Source organism: Streptomyces sp. NPDC014891 (assembly GCF_043081085.1).
Lineage (GTDB): Bacteria > Actinomycetota > Actinomycetes > Streptomycetales > Streptomycetaceae > Streptomyces.
The window spans coordinates 240,738-258,390 of record NZ_JBIBWF010000012.1 but is presented as its reverse complement, the minus strand read 5'-3'; the positions used below and the strand labels follow the sequence as shown (position 1 = coordinate 258,390).

General features: G+C 72.5%; 16 protein-coding genes. 7 read left to right on the top strand and 9 right to left on the bottom strand.

Annotated features, from left to right (window positions below; genetic code table 11):
* From ACF09E_RS30635 to ACF09E_RS30625, 3 genes are all read left to right on the top strand, one after another.
* The coding region (locus ACF09E_RS30635; protein ID WP_157849844.1) for an acyl-CoA dehydrogenase family protein at window positions 1-96 on the top strand (96 nt) is incomplete at its 5' end.
* Between the two features lie 43 nt (window positions 97-139).
* Window positions 140-925, top strand: a complete 786-nt coding sequence (locus ACF09E_RS30630) for an electron transfer flavoprotein subunit beta/FixA family protein (RefSeq protein ID WP_392208812.1) — start codon at window positions 140-142, stop codon at window positions 923-925.
* Window positions 926-963: 38 nt separating this feature from the next.
* Window positions 964-1,920 carry an electron transfer flavoprotein subunit alpha/FixB family protein gene (locus tag ACF09E_RS30625; protein WP_392208811.1) on the top strand — a complete coding sequence of 319 codons (957 nt, stop codon included), beginning with the start codon at window positions 964-966 and terminating at the stop codon, window positions 1,918-1,920.
* A 91-nt stretch (window positions 1,921-2,011) separates the two neighbouring features.
* Here ACF09E_RS30625 and ACF09E_RS30620 read toward each other — a convergent pair whose 3' ends face one another.
* The 4 genes from ACF09E_RS30620 to ACF09E_RS30605 all read right to left on the bottom strand — a co-directional run bounded on the left by ACF09E_RS30620 (window position 2,012) and on the right by ACF09E_RS30605 (window position 5,559).
* Window positions 2,012-2,401: a zinc ribbon domain-containing protein gene (locus ACF09E_RS30620; RefSeq protein WP_361860792.1), complete on the bottom strand. Its 390-nt coding sequence runs from the start codon at window positions 2,399-2,401 to the stop codon at window positions 2,012-2,014.
* 122 nt (window positions 2,402-2,523) lie between these two features.
* Window positions 2,524-3,240: a TetR family transcriptional regulator gene (locus tag ACF09E_RS30615; RefSeq protein WP_392208810.1), complete on the bottom strand. Its 717-nt coding sequence runs from the start codon at window positions 3,238-3,240 to the stop codon at window positions 2,524-2,526.
* A 108-nt stretch (window positions 3,241-3,348) separates the two neighbouring features.
* Window positions 3,349-4,110 carry an SDR family NAD(P)-dependent oxidoreductase gene (locus tag ACF09E_RS30610; protein ID WP_392208809.1) on the bottom strand — a complete coding sequence of 254 codons (762 nt, stop codon included), beginning with the start codon at window positions 4,108-4,110 and terminating at the stop codon, window positions 3,349-3,351.
* A 300-nt stretch (window positions 4,111-4,410) separates the two neighbouring features.
* A complete protein-coding gene (locus tag ACF09E_RS30605) occupies window positions 4,411-5,559 on the bottom strand; it encodes an acyl-CoA dehydrogenase family protein (protein WP_392208808.1) in 1,149 nt (382 codons plus the stop codon).
* A 115-nt stretch (window positions 5,560-5,674) separates the two neighbouring features.
* Between ACF09E_RS30605 and ACF09E_RS30600 the strand changes: the two genes are divergently transcribed.
* Both ACF09E_RS30600 and ACF09E_RS30595 read left to right on the top strand, forming a co-directional pair.
* Entirely contained in the window at window positions 5,675-6,280 is a 606-nt protein-coding gene (locus tag ACF09E_RS30600; protein ID WP_388802848.1) for a TetR/AcrR family transcriptional regulator, read from the top strand.
* Window positions 6,281-6,433: 153 nt separating this feature from the next.
* A complete protein-coding gene (locus ACF09E_RS30595) occupies window positions 6,434-7,744 on the top strand; it encodes an ROK family protein (protein WP_392208807.1) in 1,311 nt (436 codons plus the stop codon).
* A 12-nt stretch (window positions 7,745-7,756) separates the two neighbouring features.
* Here ACF09E_RS30595 and ACF09E_RS30590 read toward each other — a convergent pair whose 3' ends face one another.
* From ACF09E_RS30590 to ACF09E_RS30570, 5 genes are all read right to left on the bottom strand, one after another.
* Window positions 7,757-8,893, bottom strand: a complete 1,137-nt coding sequence (locus ACF09E_RS30590) for an XdhC family protein (protein WP_392208805.1) — start codon at window positions 8,891-8,893, stop codon at window positions 7,757-7,759.
* Window positions 8,894-8,937: 44 nt separating this feature from the next.
* Window positions 8,938-10,404, bottom strand: a complete 1,467-nt coding sequence (locus ACF09E_RS30585) for an NCS2 family permease (protein ID WP_148002844.1) — start codon at window positions 10,402-10,404, stop codon at window positions 8,938-8,940.
* A gap of 251 nt (window positions 10,405-10,655) precedes the next feature.
* On the bottom strand, window positions 10,656-13,058 hold the full coding sequence (gene pucD, locus ACF09E_RS30580) for a xanthine dehydrogenase subunit D (RefSeq protein WP_361857565.1): 2,403 nt from the start codon (window positions 13,056-13,058) through the stop codon (window positions 10,656-10,658).
* A 2-nt stretch (window positions 13,059-13,060) separates the two neighbouring features.
* Window positions 13,061-13,654: a (2Fe-2S)-binding protein gene (locus ACF09E_RS30575; protein ID WP_148002846.1), complete on the bottom strand. Its 594-nt coding sequence runs from the start codon at window positions 13,652-13,654 to the stop codon at window positions 13,061-13,063.
* 2 nt (window positions 13,655-13,656) lie between these two features.
* The gene (locus ACF09E_RS30570; RefSeq protein ID WP_392208803.1) at window positions 13,657-14,547 is read right to left on the bottom strand and encodes an FAD binding domain-containing protein; all 891 of its coding nucleotides are present in this window, start codon (window positions 14,545-14,547) and stop codon (window positions 13,657-13,659) included.
* Window positions 14,548-14,854: 307 nt separating this feature from the next.
* Here ACF09E_RS30570 and ACF09E_RS30565 point away from each other — a divergent pair, with 307 nt between their 5' ends.
* Both ACF09E_RS30565 and ACF09E_RS30560 read left to right on the top strand, forming a co-directional pair.
* On the top strand, window positions 14,855-16,552 hold the full coding sequence (locus ACF09E_RS30565; RefSeq protein ID WP_392208801.1) for a PucR family transcriptional regulator: 1,698 nt from the start codon (window positions 14,855-14,857) through the stop codon (window positions 16,550-16,552).
* A 304-nt stretch (window positions 16,553-16,856) separates the two neighbouring features.
* Entirely contained in the window at window positions 16,857-17,645 is a 789-nt protein-coding gene (locus ACF09E_RS30560; protein ID WP_361863281.1) for a hypothetical protein, read from the top strand.
* Window positions 17,646-17,653: the final 8 nt, after the last annotated feature.

The window sequence follows — 17,653 nt, the reverse complement described above, 5'->3', positions numbered from 1 at the left end:
CCCGTCGAGCGGATGATGCGCGACGCCAAGATCACCCAGATCTACGAGGGCACCAACCAGGTCCAGCGCATCGTCATGGCCCGCAACCTCCCGTAACCGACCGTCACCCGACCGCTTGACGCTTGAAAGGAGCCAGGCCGTGACCCTGAGGATCGCTGTCTGTGTGAAGTACGTACCCGACGCGACCGGTGACCGCGGTTTCGCCGACGACCTGACGGTCGACCGCGACGAGGTCGACGGCCTGCTGTCGGAACTCGACGAGTACGCCGTCGAGCAGGCGCTGCAGATCTCGGAGGAGTCCGACGACGCCGAGGTCACCGTGGTCACGGTCGGGCCGGACGACGCCAAGGACGCGCTGCGCAAGGCGCTGTCGATGGGCGCCGACAAGGCCGTCCACGTCAACGACGAAGACATCCACGGCTCCGACGTCATCGCCACCTCGGCGATCCTCGCCAAGGCCCTGGAGAAGACCGGCTTCGACCTGGTCGTCTGCGGCATGGCCTCGACCGACGGCACCATGGGCGTGCTGCCGGCGCTGCTCGCCGAGCGGCTGAGCCTGCCGCAGGTCACCCTGCTCTCGGAGCTCTCCGTCGAGGACGGCCTGGTGAAGGGCCGCCGCGACGGCGACGCCGCCACCGAGCTCCTGGAGGCCCCGCTGCCCGCGATCGTCTCGGTGACCGACCAGTCCGGCGAGGCCCGCTACCCCTCCTTCAAGGGCATCATGGCGGCCAAGAAGAAGCCGGTGCAGGAGCTGGACCTGGACGACCTGGACATCGACGCCGACGAGGTCGGTCTCGCCGGGGCGTGGACCCTGGTCGACGCCGTGGCGGCGCGCCCCGCCCGCACGAAGGGCACGATCGTCACCGACGAGGGCGACGGCGGCAAGCAGCTCGCCGCCTTCCTCGCCACCCAGAAGTTCATCTGACCCACCGTCAGCCTGACACCCCACAGGAGCAACGAATCATGGCTGAGATCCTGGTTCTCGTGGACCACGCCGACGGTGCGGTCCGCAAGCCGGCCCTCGAACTGCTGACCCTGGCCCGCCGCATCGGCGAGCCCTCGGCGGTCGTGCTCGGCGCCGGCGAGGCCGCGGCCTCGATCGCCGCCACCGCCGGCGAGTACGGCGCCGCGACCGTGTACGTCGCGGACGCCCCCGAGTTCACCGAGCAGCTCGTCGTGCCGAAGGTCGACGCGCTCACCCAGCTCGCCAAGGAGAAGGGGGCGGCCGCCGTCCTGGTGACCTCCTCCGGCGAGGGCAAGGAGATCGCGGCCCGTGTCGCGCTCCGCCTCGGCTCCGGTCTGATCACCGACGCCGTGGAGCTGGAGGCCGGCGAGAACGGCCCGGTCGCCACGCAGTCCGTGTTCGCCGCCTCGTACCAGGTGCGCTCGACGGTCACGCACGGCGCGCCGGTCATCACGGTCAAGCCGAACTCCGCCGCCCCGGAGGCCTCTTCGGCCGCCGGCACGGTCGAGAACGTCACGGTCTCCTTCACCGGCAACGCCGCCAGGGTCGTGGCCCGCACCCCGCGCGTGTCGACCGGCCGCCCGGAGCTGACCGAGTCCGCGATCGTGGTCTCCGGCGGCCGCGGTGTCGGCGCGGCCGAGGGCTTCGCGGTCGTCGAGAAGCTGGCCGACTCGCTCGGCGCGGCCGTCGGCGCCTCCCGCGCCGCGGTGGACGCCGGCTGGTACCCGCACTCCAACCAGGTCGGCCAGACCGGCAAGCAGGTCTCGCCGCAGCTGTACGTCGCGGCGGGCATCTCCGGTGCGATCCAGCACCGGGCCGGCATGCAGACGTCGAAGACGATCGTCGCGGTCAACAAGGACCCCGAGGCACCGATCTTCGACCTGGTGGACTACGGCGTGGTCGGCGACCTCTTCGAGGTGCTGCCGCAGCTGACGGACGAGATCGGCGCCCGCTGAACCGTCCGCGCCCGGTGACCTGAAAGGGGTGGGTGGTGGCACTCTGTGCCACCACCCACCCCTTTCGCGTCTCCCGCACCGGGTCCGGCGATCAGATCCACCCGTCGAGGGGGACCTCCTCGCAGAGCCGGACGACCGGCCTGCGACCGGTCACGCCGACCCCCGAGGAGACCTTGACCCGGACGCCGGGGCGCACCGCGTGCAGCGGCCCGTCGACCCGGCAGCGGACGGTGAAGCCCTCCGCCATGTAGACCGGCCACAGGTCGGCGTCGGCCGCGGCCACCCCGCGCCGTACGGAGATCACGCCCTCGCCCTCGCTGAGTTCGGGGGTGAGATCGGTCGACCCGCAGGTCGGACAGAGCAGTCGCTGGAACGTCGTGGTGTGGCACCAGCGGCAGCGCTGGAAGTAGAGCTCGGCGTCGGGGCCCGCCTCCTCGGCGGCCTGGACGGCGGTCCCGCTCCTCAGTCCCGTGTGGAACACGATGCCTTCTCCTCGCACTCGGCGGCTCGACCGTGCATGGAGCAAAGATATGGCACTGAGTGCCATCAAATAAAGACCTGAGTTCCCCTAATCGGAGATACCGCGAACCCCCGGCGTCGCGATCAGCCCTCGCCGAGGCTCGACTCCACCTCACGCACCACGCGCCACATGGGGGTGGAGCGCTTGGTGATCACCACGACGACGTCCTCGGCCTCCTCGGCGGGGGCGGCCACCACCGCGTCCGGGCTCCAGGTCCCGCGGACGAACTCCAGGGCGGTGTCCACCTCGGCCAGCGGGTCGCCCTCGCCGCCCGAGCGCAGCCAGTGCCGCAGGGCGTGGTTGTGGGCGGCCACCACGGCCGCCGCCGCCACGTTGGCGCGCAGGGTGCCGTCCCTGCGGTCGGCCCAGCGGGTGCGCAGGTAGTCGCCGAGGGTCTTCTCGTAGCGCCAGACCACCGACAGCTCGTACGTGCGCAGGCCGGTCACCTCGCGGGTGAGCCGGTAGCGCTGCACGGAGAAGGTCGGGTTCTCGGCGTACATCCGCATGACCAGCCGGGCCGCGCCGCAGACCCGGACCATCGGGTCGTCGGAGTCGGCGCTCGCCGCGAGGAAGCGGGTCATGTCGGCGAGGCACTGCTCGTGGTCGGGGAAGACCACGTCCTCCTTCGAGGGGAAGTACCGGAAGAAGGACCGCCGGCCGACCCCGGCGAGGGTCACGATGTCGTCGACGGTGGTCTGCTCGTAGCCCCGCTCCAGGAAGAGCTGGAAGGCCGCGGCGATGAGGGAGTCCCGCATCGCGGGCTTCGTGGTGTTCGACGACGCTGATCCGGCTGTTCCCATGGGCCGAACCTAACACCCGTGACTCCTTCGCGCGGCACTAGGTGCCGGGGAGAACCGGCACCGAGTGCTTTGGCGAGGGTACGGAGGCCCGGCAGGCCGGGACAGGCGTCAGCGGGCGGCCATCCGGAGGGCGCCGTCCATGCGGATCGTCTCGCCGTTGAGGTAGTCGTGCTCGGCGACCATCGTCACCAGGCGGGCGTACTCCTCCGGCCGCGCGAGGCGCTGCGGGAAGGTGACGCTCGCGGCGAGACCGGCCCGGACGTCCTCACCGAACCCCGCCATCATCGGGGTGTCGACGATCCCGGGGGCGACCGTGACGACCCGGATGCCGAACTGTGCGAGGTCGCGCGCGGCGGTGACGGTCATGCCGGCGACGCCCGCCTTGGAGGCCGCGTAGGCGATCTGGCCGACCTGGCCCTCGAACGCGGCGATCGAGGCGGTGTTGACGACGAGTCCGCGCTGGCCGTGCTCGTCGGGCTCGTGCCGGGCGATGGCCTCGGCGGCCAGCCGCATCACGTTGAACGTGCCGATCAGGTTCACGTCGACGACGGCCCTGAACAGGTCCAGGTCGTGCGGGCCCTTGCGGCCCAGGATGCGGGCCGAGGGCGCGATGCCGGCGCAGTTGACGGCGAGGCGCAGCTCGGCGCCGTCGGCCTCGACCGCCGCGAGGGCCCCGCGGACCTGCTGCTCGTCGGTGACGTCCGCGGGGAGCAGCCGGACGCCCTCGGGCTGCTGTCCGGCGGCGGCCACGGCCTTGTCCAGATCGAGGCCGTAGACCGTGGCGCCCCGGGCGGCGAGGGCCGCCGCGGTGGCGGCGCCGAGACCGGAGGCGGCACCGGTGACGAGAGCGGCGGAGCCGGCGATGTCCATGGAACTCCTCGTTCGTGTCGTGCGGGTGCGACCCTGCCGCCGGGTTGGCCGCCGGGTCGGGCGCGTGCCCGCGGAGGACCGCGCGGTCCGCGCGATCTGCGCCGCCCACCATAGAACCGCAGGCCGCGTCCCCGGAAGCGGCGCCGGGCCCGGTGGGCGGCGGACGACGGGTCGGTGGACGACGGGTCGGTGGACGGCGAACGGCAGGGCGGACGGGGGCCGCTGGGGCGCCCGCGGACCCGGCCGGTACGGCAGGGCGGGTCAACCGGTCGGCCGGCCGCGGGCGGACCGGCGGAGCCGTCACGGCTGGACGAGCCCCCGGCTGATCACGAGGCGCTGGATCTGGTTGGTGCCCTCGAAGATCTGGGTGATCTTCGCCTCGCGCATGTAGCGCTCGACCGGGAAGTCCCGGGTGTAGCCGTAGCCGCCGAGGACCTGGACCGCGTCGGTGGTGACCTTCATCGCGGCGTCCGTGGCGATGAGCTTGGCCGCGCTGGCCTGGCGGCTGAAGGGGCGGCCGAGGTCCCGGCGGCGGGCCGCGTCCAGGTAGGTGGCGCGGGCCGCGTCGACGGCGGCGGCCATGTCGGCGAGGAGGAAGCCGAGGCCCTGGTGGTCGATGATCCGGCGGCCGAAGGTGGTGCGCTCGTTGGCGTACGCCACGGCCGCGTCGAGCGCGGCCTGGGCGAGGCCGGTGGCGCAGGCGGCGATGCCGAGGCGGCCGCTGTCGAGGGCGCTGAAGGCGATCTGGAGGCCCTGGCCCTCGTCGCCGACGAGCCGGTCGGCGTCGATCAGCGCGCCGTCCCAGTAGGCGGAGGTGGTGGGCACGGCCTGGAGGCCCATCTTGCGCTCGGGCGCGCCGAAGCCGAGGCCCTCGGTGGCGCCGGGGGCGAGGAAGCAGGAGATGCCGTGGCTGCCGGGGGCCGTCCGGGCGAAGAGCGCGTAGAAGTCGGCGCGGCCGCCGTGGGTGATCCACGCCTTGGTGCCGGTGATCCGGTACCCGCTGCCGTCCTCCTGCCGCTCTGCCTTGCAGGCGAGGGCGGCCGCGTCGGAGCCGGCCTGCGGCTCCGAGAGGCTGTAGCCGCCGATGGTGCGGCCCGCCAGCATCTCGGGGAGCCAGCGCTCCTTCTGCGCGGCGGTGCCGAAGGTGTGGAGCGGGTGGCAGGCGAGGGTGTGGACGCTGGTGGCGACGGCGACGGCCGCCCAGCGCGCGGCGAGTTCCTCCAGCACCTGGAGGTAGACCTCGTACGGCTGGCCGCCGCCCCCGTACTCCTCGGGGTAGGGCAGGCCGAGCAGCCCGGCCTCGCCGAGGGTGGCGAACAGTCCCTCGGGGTACCTCTCGGCGGCCTCGTGCTCGTCGACCCGGGGAGCGAGCTCCTTGTCGGCGATCTCCCGGGTGAGGGCGATGAGGTCCGCTGCCTCGGGGGTGGGAAGCAGGCGGTCGACATCCATGGCGACTCCAGCGGCGCGCAAAGTGGTACTGGGACGGGTACTGCAGTACCGCTCAGCGTAGCGCAGAAGGGTGTCGGCGTAACCCCGTGGAGAGCCGGCCTGGAATACTGGGCGGGTGATCGAGACCCCAGCCGCCGACAGCCCCAAGCTGACGGGCCGCGGAGCGGCGCGCCGCTCCGCCCTCTTCGAGGAGCTCGTCGCCCTGCTCGTCGGCGAGGGTTTCGCCCGGCTGACGCTCGACGACCTCGCCGCCCGGCTGCGCTGCTCGAAGCGGACCCTGTACGGCCTGGCCGGCAGCAAGGAGCAGCTGGTCCGGGCGGCCGTGGTGCACTTCTTCCGGCGTGCCACCGCGCGGGTCGAGGCGGTCCTGGCGGCCGCGACCGATCCCGCAGAGCGGCTGGCCGCCTATCTGCGGGCGGTCTCGGCCGAGCTGGCGCCGGTCTCCCCGCAGTTCTTCGACGACGTCGCGGCCTTCGAGCCGGCGGCGGAGGTGTACGAGCGCAACACGCGCGCGGCGGCCGGGCGGGTCCAGCAGCTCATCGAGGAGGGCGTCCGGGCCGGGGTCTTCCGCGAGGTGCACGTGACCTTCGCGGCCGACGTGATCTCCTCGGTGATGGTCCGCATCCAGCGCCGCCAGGTCGCCTCGGCGACCGGCCTGGCCGACGCGGAGGCGTACGAGCAGCTGGCCGAGCTGCTCCTCAGCGGGCTGCGCAAGGCCTGAACCGGGCGGGGCGGGCCGCCGGGCGCCCGCGTTCAGACTGTGAAGCCGGAGTCCGCTTAATTCAGGATATGAGTTAAACCTCAAGAGAAGAGCGCGTCCGGGGCACCCGCAGCGGTATGTTGCGGTGGAAGACTCTTCCACCTGGGGGCCCGAGTGACCAAGCGGAACGGCCGCACCGTGCGCGACCTGCGACGCGAGAACCGCACCGCCGTCCTGCAGCGCCTCTACTTCGACGGGCCGCTGAGCCGCTACCAGCTCGGCCCGGCGACCGGTCTCAGCTCGGGCTCCGTCAGCAACGTGGTCGCGGAGCTGGTCGCGGAGGGCCTGGTGGAGGAGGCGGGCAGCGTCGACTCGGCCGGCGGGCGCCCGCGTACGCTCCTGCGCATCTCCCCCGACAGCGGCTGCATGATCGGCGTCGACGTCGGCGAGACCCGGGTCAGGATCGAGCTGTTCGACCTCGCCCTGACCGAACTGGCACGCACCGAGCGCCCGTTGGCCGTCGACGGCCCGAACCCCCACGAGCGGTACGAGGTCGGGGTCGTCGTCGGACACGTCCGGGAGGGCATCGCGGAGGTGCTGCGGAGCGCGGACGTGCCCGCGGAGCGGCTCCTCGGCGTCGGCGTCGGGGTGCCCGGCATCGTGGCCCGGGACGCCGGGGACGGCGCGGTCGTCCACGGCCAGACCATCGGCTGGGACGCGGTCCCGCTGGAACGGCTGCTGCGGGAGAGCGTCGACCTGCCCGCCTCGGTGCCCTACTGGATCGACAACGGCGCCAAGACCCTCGGGCAGGCCGAGATGTGGTTCGGCGCCGGGCGCGGGGCGCGCAGCGCGGTGGTGGTCCTCTTCGGCTCGGGTGTCGGCGCGTGCGTGGTCACCGATCCGATGGGGCCGGGCCGGGCGATCGAGTGGGGCCATCTGACCGTCCGCGTGCGGGGGCGGCGCTGCCGCTGCGGGGCGCAGGGCTGCCTGGAGGCGTACGCCGGGGCGGAGGCGCTTCTCGAGCGGTGGCGGGAGGCGGGCGGGGTGCCGCCGGCGGGCGCGGACGAGGAGACGGCGCTGACCGCGATGCTCGCCGCGGCGTATCCGGCGGAGCCGGGGACGGAGCCCGACGCGACGGCGCTCGCGGTCCTGGCCGAGACCGCCGAGTACCTCGGCGCCGGCTTCGCCGACCTCGTCAACCTCTTCCAGCCCGAACGGATCCTCGTCGGCGGCTGGGCCGGCCTCCAGCTCGGCACCCGCTTCCTGGAGACCGTCACCGGCTACGCGCTGCAGTACGCCCTCGCCTACCCGGCGGCCCGGGTCGAGATCGGGATGGGCACGCTCGGTCCGGACGCGGTCACCGTCGGGGCGGCGATCCTGCCGCTCGCGGACTTCTTCGCCCGGGGCGGCCGGCGGGACGAGACCGGGACCGCCGAGGAACCGCCGGCCTGGGCGTCGACGCTCAGGGAGCGCGCGGCGCGGTGACGGCGCGGGCCGTCAGGCCACGGAGCCGATCCGCCGCGCGGGCTCGGCCGGTGTGTCGTGGTGGATCGGGGTGTGGGCGCCGGTGAGGGAGCGGCCTGTGCCGCCCCGGCGGTTGGCCACGATCTCGGCGCCGATCGACAGGGCCGTCTCCTCGGGCGTGCGCGCCCCGAGGTCGAGGCCGATCGGCGAGCGCAGCCGGGCGAGTTCGAGTTCGGTGACGCCGACCTCGCGGAGGCGCTCGTTGCGGTCCTCGTGGGTGCGGCGGGAGCCCATGGCGCCGACGTAGGCGACGGGCAGCTTGAGGGCGGCCTGGAGCAGCGGCACGTCGAACTTGGCGTCGTGGGTGAGGACGCAGAGGACCGTGCGGCCGTCCACCTCGGTGGACTCCAGGTAGCGGTGGGGCCATTCGGCGACGATCTCGTCGGCCTCGGGGAAGCGGGCCGGCGTCGCGAAGACGGGGCGCGCGTCGCACACGGTGACGTGGTAGCCGAGGAACTTGCCGACCCTGACGAGGGCGGCCGCGAAGTCGATGGCACCGAAGACGATCATGCGGGGGGCCGGGACCGAGGACTCGACGAGGAGGGTCAGCGGCTGTCCGCAGCGGCTGCCGTCCTCGCCGATCTCCACGGTGCCGGTGCGTCCCGCGTCGAGCATCGCGCCGGCCTCGCCGGCCGCCGTGCGGTCCAGTTCGGGGTGGCCGCCGAGGCCGCCTTCGTACGAGCCGTCGGGGCGGACGAGGATCGCCCGGCCCATCAGGTCCTCGGGGCCGGTGACGATCCGGGCCAGGGCCGCCGCCTCCCCCGTGGCGGCGGCGGCGAGCGCGGCGGGGACGACCCCGCCGCGGATCGGTGTGACGAGGATGTCGATGATGCCGCCGCAGGTCAGACCGACCGCGAAGGCGTCCTCGTCGCTGTAGCCGAAGCGCTCGACGACGGTCCTGCCGTCTTCGAGGGCCTGCTGGCAGAGGTCGTAGACCGCGCCCTCCACACACCCGCCGGAGACCGAGCCGATCGCCGTGCCGTCACTGTCGACGGCGAGTGCGGCACCCGGCTGCCGGGGCGCGCTCCCGCCGACCGCCACGACCGTGGCGACGGCGAACTCGCGTCCCTGCTCGACCCACCGGTGCAGCTCTTCGGCGATGTCCAGCATCTCGAACTCCTCGATGTCTGTGTGTGGAGGGCGGCGGTAGGGCGTCAGCTGACGCCCAGCCAGCTCTCGATCGGATGGATCGCGAAGAACACGATGAAGATCGCGGTCAGGCCCCACATGAAGGCGCCCACTTCGCGTGCCTTGCCCTGCGCCGTCTTGATCACGGCGTAGGAGATGACGCCGGCCGCGACACCCGTGGTGATGGTGTACGTGAAGGGCATCAGGACCACGGTGAGGAACACCGGGATCGCGACGGAGCGGTCGCTCCAGTCGACGTGCTTGGCGTTCTGCATCATCATCGCGCCGATGACGACCAGGGCGGCGGAGGCCACCTCGGCCGGCACGATCGCGGTGATCGGGGTGAAGAAGAGGCAGGCCGCGAAGAACGCGCCGGTGACGACCGAGGAGAGACCCGTGCGGGCTCCCTCGCCGACGCCGGTCGCCGACTCGACGAAGACCGTCTGGCCGGAGCCGCCGACGCCGCCGCCGATGACACCGCCGGCACCGTCGATGAACAGCGCCTTGGAGAGGCCGGGCATCCGGCCCTGGGAGTCGGCGAGCTTGGCCTCGGAGCCGACGCCGATGATGGTGGCCATCGCGTCGAAGAAGCCGGCGAGCACCAGAGTGAAGATGATCATGGTGATCGTGATGTAGCCGACGTCGCCCCAGCCGCTGAAGGACACCTCGCCGATGAGCGAGAAGTCGGGCGTGGAGACCGCGCTGCCGCTGAGCTCCGGCGGGCCGGAGAACCAGGCCTTGGCCGGCAGGTCGCCGACGGCGTTGACGATGGCGGCGATGACGGTGCCCGCCACGATGCCGATCAGGATGGCGCCGGGCACGTTGCGGGCCTGGAGCGCGAAGATCAGGAGCAGCGTGAAGGCGAAGATGAGCACGGGCCAGCCGGCCAGCTCACCGGCCGGGCCGAGGACGACCGGGCCGCCGCCGGGCGACGGGTTCTCGTGGACGAAGCCCGCCTTGACGAAGCCGATGAGCGCGATGAAGAGACCGATGCCGATGGTGATCGCGTGCTTGATCGCCAACGGGATCGCATTCATGATCATCTCGCGGAGGCCGGTGACCACCAGGAGACAGATTACCACACCGTAGGCCACACACATGGCCATGGCCTGCGGCCAGGTCATGACGGCGATGACCTGCGAGGACAGCACGCCGGAGACGCTGAGACCGGCTGCGAGGGCGAGCGGGACCTTGCCCCAGAAGCCCATGAGCAGGGTGGTCACGGCGGCGGCGAGCGCGGTCGCGGTGATGAGGGCGGGCTGGCTGAGGACGTTGCCGTCCACGTCCTTGCCGCCGAGGATCAGGGGGTTGAGCAGGAGAATGTACGCCATCGCCATGAAGGTGGTGACGCCGCCGCGGATCTCCGTCGCGACGGTGGATCCTCTCTCCGAGATGTGAAAGTACCGGTCGAGCCAAGAACGGCCGGCGGGGACGTTCGAGCCGGAGCCCGCGTCCTCCGAAGCGGTCTTGGGCTCCACAGACGACTGGGTCATGGGGCCTACTCCCAAGGTTCAAAGGGGCACCCGCGTCAGACTTCGAAGGACTTCGTATCTGCTGAAGTTGCGGGATTTGGGATGCTGCGTGGGCTGCACGACCCGGGGGACGGCCCGAGACGAACGGGGGTGTATCGGTACTGCTGGTCCTGCTGGTCCTGCTGGTGGAGCGGGTCCTGCTGGGGGTCGCTCCGGGCGGCGCGGGCTGGGAAGTGTGACGTTCCTGGGAGGCACGCACCGCCCGGAGAGTCCTAGAGGGTGCCGGTGAGCGCCTCGGGGCGGACCGGCGTCTTGTTGAGCTCCAGGCCCGTCGCGTTCCGGATCGCCGCGAGGACGGCCGGGGTGGACGACAGGGTCGGGGCCTCGCCGAGCCCCCGCAGGCCGTACGGCGCGTTGGGGTCGGCCAGTTCGAGTACGTCGACCGGGATGGTCGGCGTGTCGAGGATCGTCGGGATCAGGTAGTCCGTGAAGGAGGGGTTGCGCACCTTCGCGGTCTTCGGGTCCACGATGATCTCTTCCATCACCGCGACGCCCAGGCCCTGGGTGGTGCCACCCTGGATCTGGCCGACCACGGAGAGCATGTTGAGCGCCTTGCCGACGTCCTGGGCGGTCGCGAGCTCGATGACCTTGACCAGGCCGAGCTCGGTGTCCACCTCCACGACCGCGCGGTGCGCGGCGAAGGTGTACTGGACGTGGCCGTCGCCCTGGCCGGTGACCAGGTCGAACGCGACGGTCGGGCGGTGCCGGAACTCGTGCTCCTGGTCGACGGCCTCGCCTTCCAGGACGTCCGCCAGGTCCGCCAGGACCTCGCCGCCGTCGGTGACGACCTTGCCGTTCTCCAGCAGGAGCTCGGCGGTGGCCCACGCCGGGTGGTAAGAGCCGAACTTGCGGCGGCCGATCTCCAGAACGGCCTCGCGCACCTTCTCGCAGGTGTTCTTCACCGCGCCACCGGTCATGTACGTCTGCCGGGAGGCGGACGTCGAGCCGGCGGAACCGACCTGGGTGTCGGCCGGGTGGATCGTCACCTGGGTGACGCCGAGCTCCGTGCGGGCGATCTGCGCGTGGACGGTGACACCGCCCTGGCCGACCTCCGCCATGGCCGTGTGGACCATGGCGACGGGCTCGCCGTTGATGACCTCGAGTCGCACCCGGGCGGTCGAGTAGTCGTCGAAGCCCTCGGAGAAGCCGACGTTCTTGATGCCGACCGCGTAGCCGACGCCTCGGACGACGCCCTCGCCGTGCGTGGTGTTGGACAGACCGCCCGGCAGCGCGCGGACGTCCGCCTGCTCACCGGCGGCGAGCCACTGCTGCTCCGGCGGCATCGGGCGGGCCTTGACCCGGCGGAGCAGCTCGGCGACCGGGGCCGGCGAGTCGACGACCTGGCCGGTCGGCATGATCGTGCCCTGCTCCATCGCGTTCAGCTGGCGGAACTCCACCGGGTCCATGCCCAGCTTCGCCGCGAGCTTGTCCATCTGCGCCTCGTAGGCGAAGCACGCCTGGACCGCGCCGAAGCCGCGCATCGCGCCGCACGGCGGGTTGTTCGTGTAGAGCGCGACGGCCTCGATCTCGACGTCGTCGATGACGTACGGGCCGACCGAGAGGGAGGAGGCGTTGCCGACGACGGCCGGGGAGGCCGAGGCGTAGGCGCCGCCGTCCAGCACGATCCGGCACTTCATGTGCGTGATCTTGCCGTCCTTGGTGGCCCCGTGCTCGTACCAGAGCTTCGCCGGGTGACGGTGCACGTGGCCGAAGAAGGACTCGAAGCGGTTGTAGACGATCTTGACCGGCTTGCCGGTGCGCAGCGCCAGCAGGCAGGCGTGGATCTGCATCGAGATGTCCTCGCGACCGCCGAAGGCACCGCCGACGCCGGAGAGCGTCATGCGCACCTTCTCCTCGGGCAGGCCGAGGACGGGGGCGATCTGCTGGAGGTCCGAGTGCAGCCACTGGGTGGCGACGTAGAGGTCGACACCGCCGTCCTCGGAGGGCACGGCGAGGCCGGACTCCGGGCCGAGGAAGGCCTGGTCCTGCATGCCGAAGGTGTACTCGCCGGTGACGATGACGTCGGCCTTCTTGGCGGCCTCGTCCGCGTTGCCGCGGATGATCGGCTGGCGGTGCACGATGTTCGGGTGCGGGACGTGACCGGAGTGGTGGTCGTCGCGGCCCTCGTGGATCAGCGGCGCGTCCTCGGCGAGGGCGGACGCCTCGTCGGTGACGAGCGGCAGCTCCCGGTAGTCGATCTTGATCTTGGCGGCCGCGCGGCGCGCGGTCTCCGGGTGGTCGGCGGCGACCAGGGCCACCGGCTCGCCGTGGTGGCGTACCCGGCCGTTGGCCAGGACGGGGGTGTCCTGGATCTCCAGACCGTAGTTCTTCATCTCGGCCGGCAGGTCGTCGTACGTGAGGACGGCGTACACGCCGGCCATCGCGAGGGCCTCGGAGATGTCGATGGAGACGATCTCGGCGTGCGCGACGGTGGAGCGGAGCGTCTGGCCCCACAGCATGTCCTCGTGCCACATGTCCGAGGAGTACGCGAACTCGCCGGTGACCTTGAGGGTGCCGTCGGGGCGGAGCGTGGACTCGCCGATGCCGCCCTTGGTGTGGTTCTGGGTGACGTTGGTGGGGGTGCCCGCCGGAGCGGTGCGCGTGTTCTGGGCCATCGTCAGACCGCCTCTCCCTGACGGGCGGCCGCGAGGCGGACCGCGTCGAGGATCTTCTCGTAGCCCGTGCACCGGCAGAGGTTGCCGGAGAGGGCCTCACGGATGTCCTGGTCGGACGGGTCGCTCTGGCGCTCCAGGAGCTCGTCGGCCGCGACCAGGAGACCCGGGGTGCAGAAGCCGCACTGGACGGCGCCCGCGTCGATGAACGCCTGCTGGATCGGGGAGAGCCGCACGCCCTCACCGGTCTGCGAGTCGGCCGGCTTGGCCTGCCACTTCTTCGCGGAGTCGAGGCTGGTGCCGCAGCCGCCGGTGCCGCAGGCACCGCCCGGGTGGGCGTCCTCGCGGTGCTGGGAGTAGTCCGCCAGACCCTCGACGGTGACGACCTCGCGGCCCTCGACCTGACCGGCGGCGACCAGACACGAACAGACCGGCACCCCGTCGAGGCGGACCGTGCAGGAACCGCACTCGCCCTGCTCGCAGGCGTTCTTGGAGCCCGGGAGCCCCATCCGCTCACGCAGGACGTAGAGGAGCGACTCGCCCTCCCAGACGTCGTCGGCTTCCTGCGGACGTCCGTTGACCGTGAAATTGACGCGCATGTTTATGCAGCTCCCTCAAGCGGGCGGCCGGTGCCGCGGTACTGCTCCCAGGTCCAGCCGAGCTGGCGGCGGGCCATGATGCCGACGGCGTGGCGGCGGTACTTGGCGGTGCCTCGGACATCGTCGATCGGGTTGGCGGCGCCCGAGCAGAGGTCGGCGAACTGCTTCGCGATCGACGGGGTGATGATCTTGCCGTTGTCCCAGAAGCCGCCCTCTTCCAGCGCGGCGTTCAGGAAGGCCTCGGCCTCCTTGGCGCGGATCGGGGTGGGCGCGGCCGAGCCGATGCCGGTGCGCACGGTCCGGGTCTCCGGGTGCAGGGCCAGGCCGAAGGCGCAGACGGCGATGACCATCGCGTTGCGGGTTCCGACCTTGGAGTACTGCTGGGGGCCGTCCGCCTTCTTGATGTGGACGGTCTTGATGAGCTCGTCGGGCTGCAGCGCGTTGCGCTTCACGCCCGTGTAGAACTCGTCGATCGGGATGAAGCGGCTGCCGCGCACCGACTCGACCTCGACCTCGGCGCCCGCGGCGAGCAGGGCCGGGTGGGCGTCACCGGCGGGCGAGGCGGTGCCGAGGTTGCCCCCGACGCCGCCGCGGTTGCGGATCTGCGGGGAGGCGACGGTGTGCGAGGCGAGCGCCAGGCCCGGCAGCTCGGCCCGCAGGTTCTCCATGATCTGGGTGTACGGAACGGCGGCGCCGAGGCGGACGTTCTCCTCGCCCACCTCCCACTCGCGCAGCAGCTCGATGCGGTTCAGGTCCAGGAGGTACTCGGGCCGCCGGTGGTCGAAGTTGATCTCGACCATGACGTCCGTGCCACCCGAAAGGGGCACGGCCGTGGGGTGCTCTGCCTTGGCGGCGAGCGCCTCCTCCCAGCTGGCGGGGCGAAGGAAGTCCATGGTGGCTCTCTTCTAGTGATTCTGGTGATCGGGGGTCGTGCGCAGGGTTCCGGGGGGACGGCCGGTCCTCGACTTCACGTTCATGTGCTGTTCACGCGGTGTGTGGCCTAGTACACAAGCCCACGATCGCCCGGTGCAGTCACCGAAAACATGAAGGAGTTGGCTGGGTCCCGCCGTCGTCTTGTAGATTCGAACGAAAGGCGGGGAACAGTCACCTCGCTGTTTTCCCCCGGAAACGGTGGCACCACGCCACCGTCGACAACGCGACACCTCCACCACCCACTGACGAAGGAACGGCGGCGACACGATGCGGCTGCGCGCACTGCTGGAACACGACGCGCTCGGGCTGCGCCTGCTCGGTGGCGACGACGAGCTGGACCGCACCGTCCGCGGCGTGATGACCACGGATCTGAAGGACCCCAGCCGGTACCTGTCCGGCGGCGAGCTGGTGCTCACCGGGCTCGCCTGGTTGCGGGAGCCGGCCGACGCCGAGCCTTTCGTCCGGATCCTGGCCTCGGCCGGGGTCGCCGCGCTGGCGGCGGGCGAGGCGGAGCTCGGCGACATTCCCGACGATCTCGTAGAGGCGTGTTCACGCCATCGTCTGCCGCTCTTCGCGGTGAACGAGACCGTTGCATTCGCGACGATCACCGAACACGTTGTTCGACAGGTCTCCGGCGAGCGGGCCGGCGACCTGGCGGCCGTCGTCGACCGGCACCGGCGGCTCATGACCTCGGGGCCCGCAGGCGGCGGGCCCGAGGTGGTCCTGGACCTGCTCGGCTCCGACCTGGACCTGCGGGCCTGGGTCCTGTCCCCCACCGGCCGCCAGATCGCGGGCGCGGGCGAGCCCCTCCCGGCCCCGCTCGCCGCCACGCTGGCCGGTGAGCACCTCGCCGCCACCCGGACCGGCCGGCGCGGTCCGCACCGGCTCAGCACCGGCGGAACGGCGTACTCGCTGTTCCCGATCCGCAACACCGGCCGGGGCGCCGCCCCCGCGTCCCGCGACGTGCGCGAGACGGTCCTCTCGGACTGGCTGCTGGCCGTCGAGGCGGACGCCGGGGACTGGCCGGCCGCCCGGCTCGACCTGCTCCAGGGCGTCACCCAGCTGATCGCCGTCGAGCGGGACCGGCGCGACGCGGCCCGCACGGTCCGGCGCCGGCTCGCGCAGGAGGTCCTGGAACTGGTGCAGACGGGCGCCGCGCCCGCCGAGATCGCGGCCAGGCTGCGGGTGGCCGCCCCGGTGCTGCTGCCCGGGCTCGGTACGGCCCCGCACTGGCAGGTGGTCGTCGCCAGGGTCGAGTGGGAGCAGGAGGCCGGTCAGGGCACGGCCCTGGACGCCGGGCCGGTCGCCCAGGCGCTCCTGGAGGAGATCCTCGTCGACCCGGGGACCATCGGCGCCGAGTCCGCCGACCGGATCGCCGTCGCGCACACCGGCGACGAGGCCATCGCGCTGGTGCCGCTGGCCGCGGGCCCGCTGCCGGACAGCGAGGACGAGGCTCCGGCGACGGCGCTGGGCCTGCACGCGGACGCCCTGCTCGCGGCCGTACGCGCTCCGCTGTCGGCGGGTCTCGCCGACGACGGGCGGCTCACCCTCGGGGTCAGCGCCGCCGTGCACTCCGCGGAGGGCCTGCGCGGGGCGCTGGAGGAGGCGCGGCACGCCCGCCGGGTGGCCGCGGCCCGTCCGGGCCGGGTCTGCGCGGCCGGCCACCACGAGCTGGCCTCGCACGTGCTGCTGCTGCCGTTCGTCCCGGACGACGTCCGGCGCGCGTTCACGGCCCGGCTGCTGGACCCGCTGCGTGACTACGACCGCCGGCACCGCGCGGAGCTGATCCCGACCCTGGAGGCCTTCCTGGACTGCGACGGCTCCTGGACGCGCTGTGCGACCCGGCTGCACCTGCACGTGAACACGCTGCGGTACCGCGTGGGACGGATCGAGCAGCTCACCGGCCGTGACCTGTCCCGCCTGGAGGACAAGCTCGACTTCTTCCTCGCGCTGCGGATGAGCTGATCGGATGACCCCGGGCGCCGCACGCGGCCTCACCCGTTCGGGCGAGTCCGGTGGAGTGACGTCCGGGCCGGCGGGGGCCGCCGGCCGGGGCGGCCCGCGGGCTCCCGCCGGGGCCTGATCGCGGGCCCGGCGGCGATCTGACGGCCCGTCGGCCGCGGCCGGGGCGGTGGGGGCCCGGGGTACCGGTGTCTTGTGAAATCTTTCACCTGACCCCTTGGCCAGGTACTCCCCTTCGTGCTGAGATGCGGGTCTCACTCAACAGCTCAATGGCGCGCTCGGGGAGGGCAATGTGGCGGATACCGCCATGTCTGGTTCCGAATCAAGGGGCGGCGAAGATCCGTCCCTCGCCTACGGCAAGGAGACTCCCGTGGAGACCGCCATATGGCGGCTCCGCTCCCGGGGTTGCTGGACGGACGCGGCCGCGCTCCTCGCGCCCCACGCCACCGAACCGGCCGCCGCACTCGAACGGGCCGCGCTGCTGATCGAGCGCTGCCTCTACACGGAACAGGGCTGGGCCGACGCGGAGGAGGCGCTCCGGGCGGCCGAGGCGGTGGCCGGCACCGACGAGGAGCGCGGGGCCGCCGCCTGCGAACGCGGCTATCTGGCCTACGCGTCGACGCTCCTGGGGGTGCGCGACCGCGCCGACGAGGCGCGCATGGCCCTGGGCCGGGCGGCCGCGCTGATCTCCCCGTCCGCCGAGGGCAGACCGCTGCTCGACCTGCGCCGGGGGCTCATCGCGCAGAACCTCGGCGACTCCCCGCAGGCCGCCCATGCCGCGTACCGCAGGGCGCACGCCGGGGCGACCGCGCAGGGGGACTCGCTGCTGCTCTCCTCCACCTGGCGGCATCTGGCCGGACTCGCCCTGCGGGAGGGCGAGTTGGCGGAGGCCCGGCACGGCTTCGCCGAGTCGCTGCGGATCCGGGAGGAGTTGGGCTATCTGGTCGGCACGGCCCCGGCCCTCACCGCCCTCGCCACCACCGAGACGGAGCCGGAGGCGGGGCGGCTGCGCGCCGAGGCGCGGCGGCTCTTCCGTCTCCTGGGCGGGGTGCCCACCTGGCTCGCGAGCCAGCTGACGCCGCAGCCGGCCACCTGAGCCGTGCT

Coding starts and splice junctions, on each gene's coding strand:
- ACF09E_RS30625 (WP_392208811.1), top strand. CDS start 964: ATGGCTGAGATCCTGGTTCTCGTGGACCACGCCGACGGTGCGGTCCGC.
- ACF09E_RS30615 (WP_392208810.1), bottom strand. CDS start 3,240: ATGGGAACAGCCGGATCAGCGTCGTCGAACACCACGAAGCCCGCGATG.
- ACF09E_RS30610 (WP_392208809.1), bottom strand. CDS start 4,110: ATGGACATCGCCGGCTCCGCCGCTCTCGTCACCGGTGCCGCCTCCGGT.
- ACF09E_RS30605 (WP_392208808.1), bottom strand. CDS start 5,559: ATGGATGTCGACCGCCTGCTTCCCACCCCCGAGGCAGCGGACCTCATC.
- ACF09E_RS30590 (WP_392208805.1), bottom strand. CDS start 8,893: ATGCTGGACATCGCCGAAGAGCTGCACCGGTGGGTCGAGCAGGGACGC.
- ACF09E_RS30585 (WP_148002844.1), bottom strand. CDS start 10,404: ATGACCCAGTCGTCTGTGGAGCCCAAGACCGCTTCGGAGGACGCGGGC.
- pucD (WP_361857565.1), bottom strand. CDS start 13,058: ATGGCCCAGAACACGCGCACCGCTCCGGCGGGCACCCCCACCAACGTC.
- ACF09E_RS30575 (WP_148002846.1), bottom strand. CDS start 13,654: ATGCGCGTCAATTTCACGGTCAACGGACGTCCGCAGGAAGCCGACGAC.
- ACF09E_RS30570 (WP_392208803.1), bottom strand. CDS start 14,547: ATGGACTTCCTTCGCCCCGCCAGCTGGGAGGAGGCGCTCGCCGCCAAG.
- ACF09E_RS30565 (WP_392208801.1), top strand. CDS start 14,855: ATGCGGCTGCGCGCACTGCTGGAACACGACGCGCTCGGGCTGCGCCTG.
- ACF09E_RS30560 (WP_361863281.1), top strand. CDS start 16,857: ATGTCTGGTTCCGAATCAAGGGGCGGCGAAGATCCGTCCCTCGCCTAC.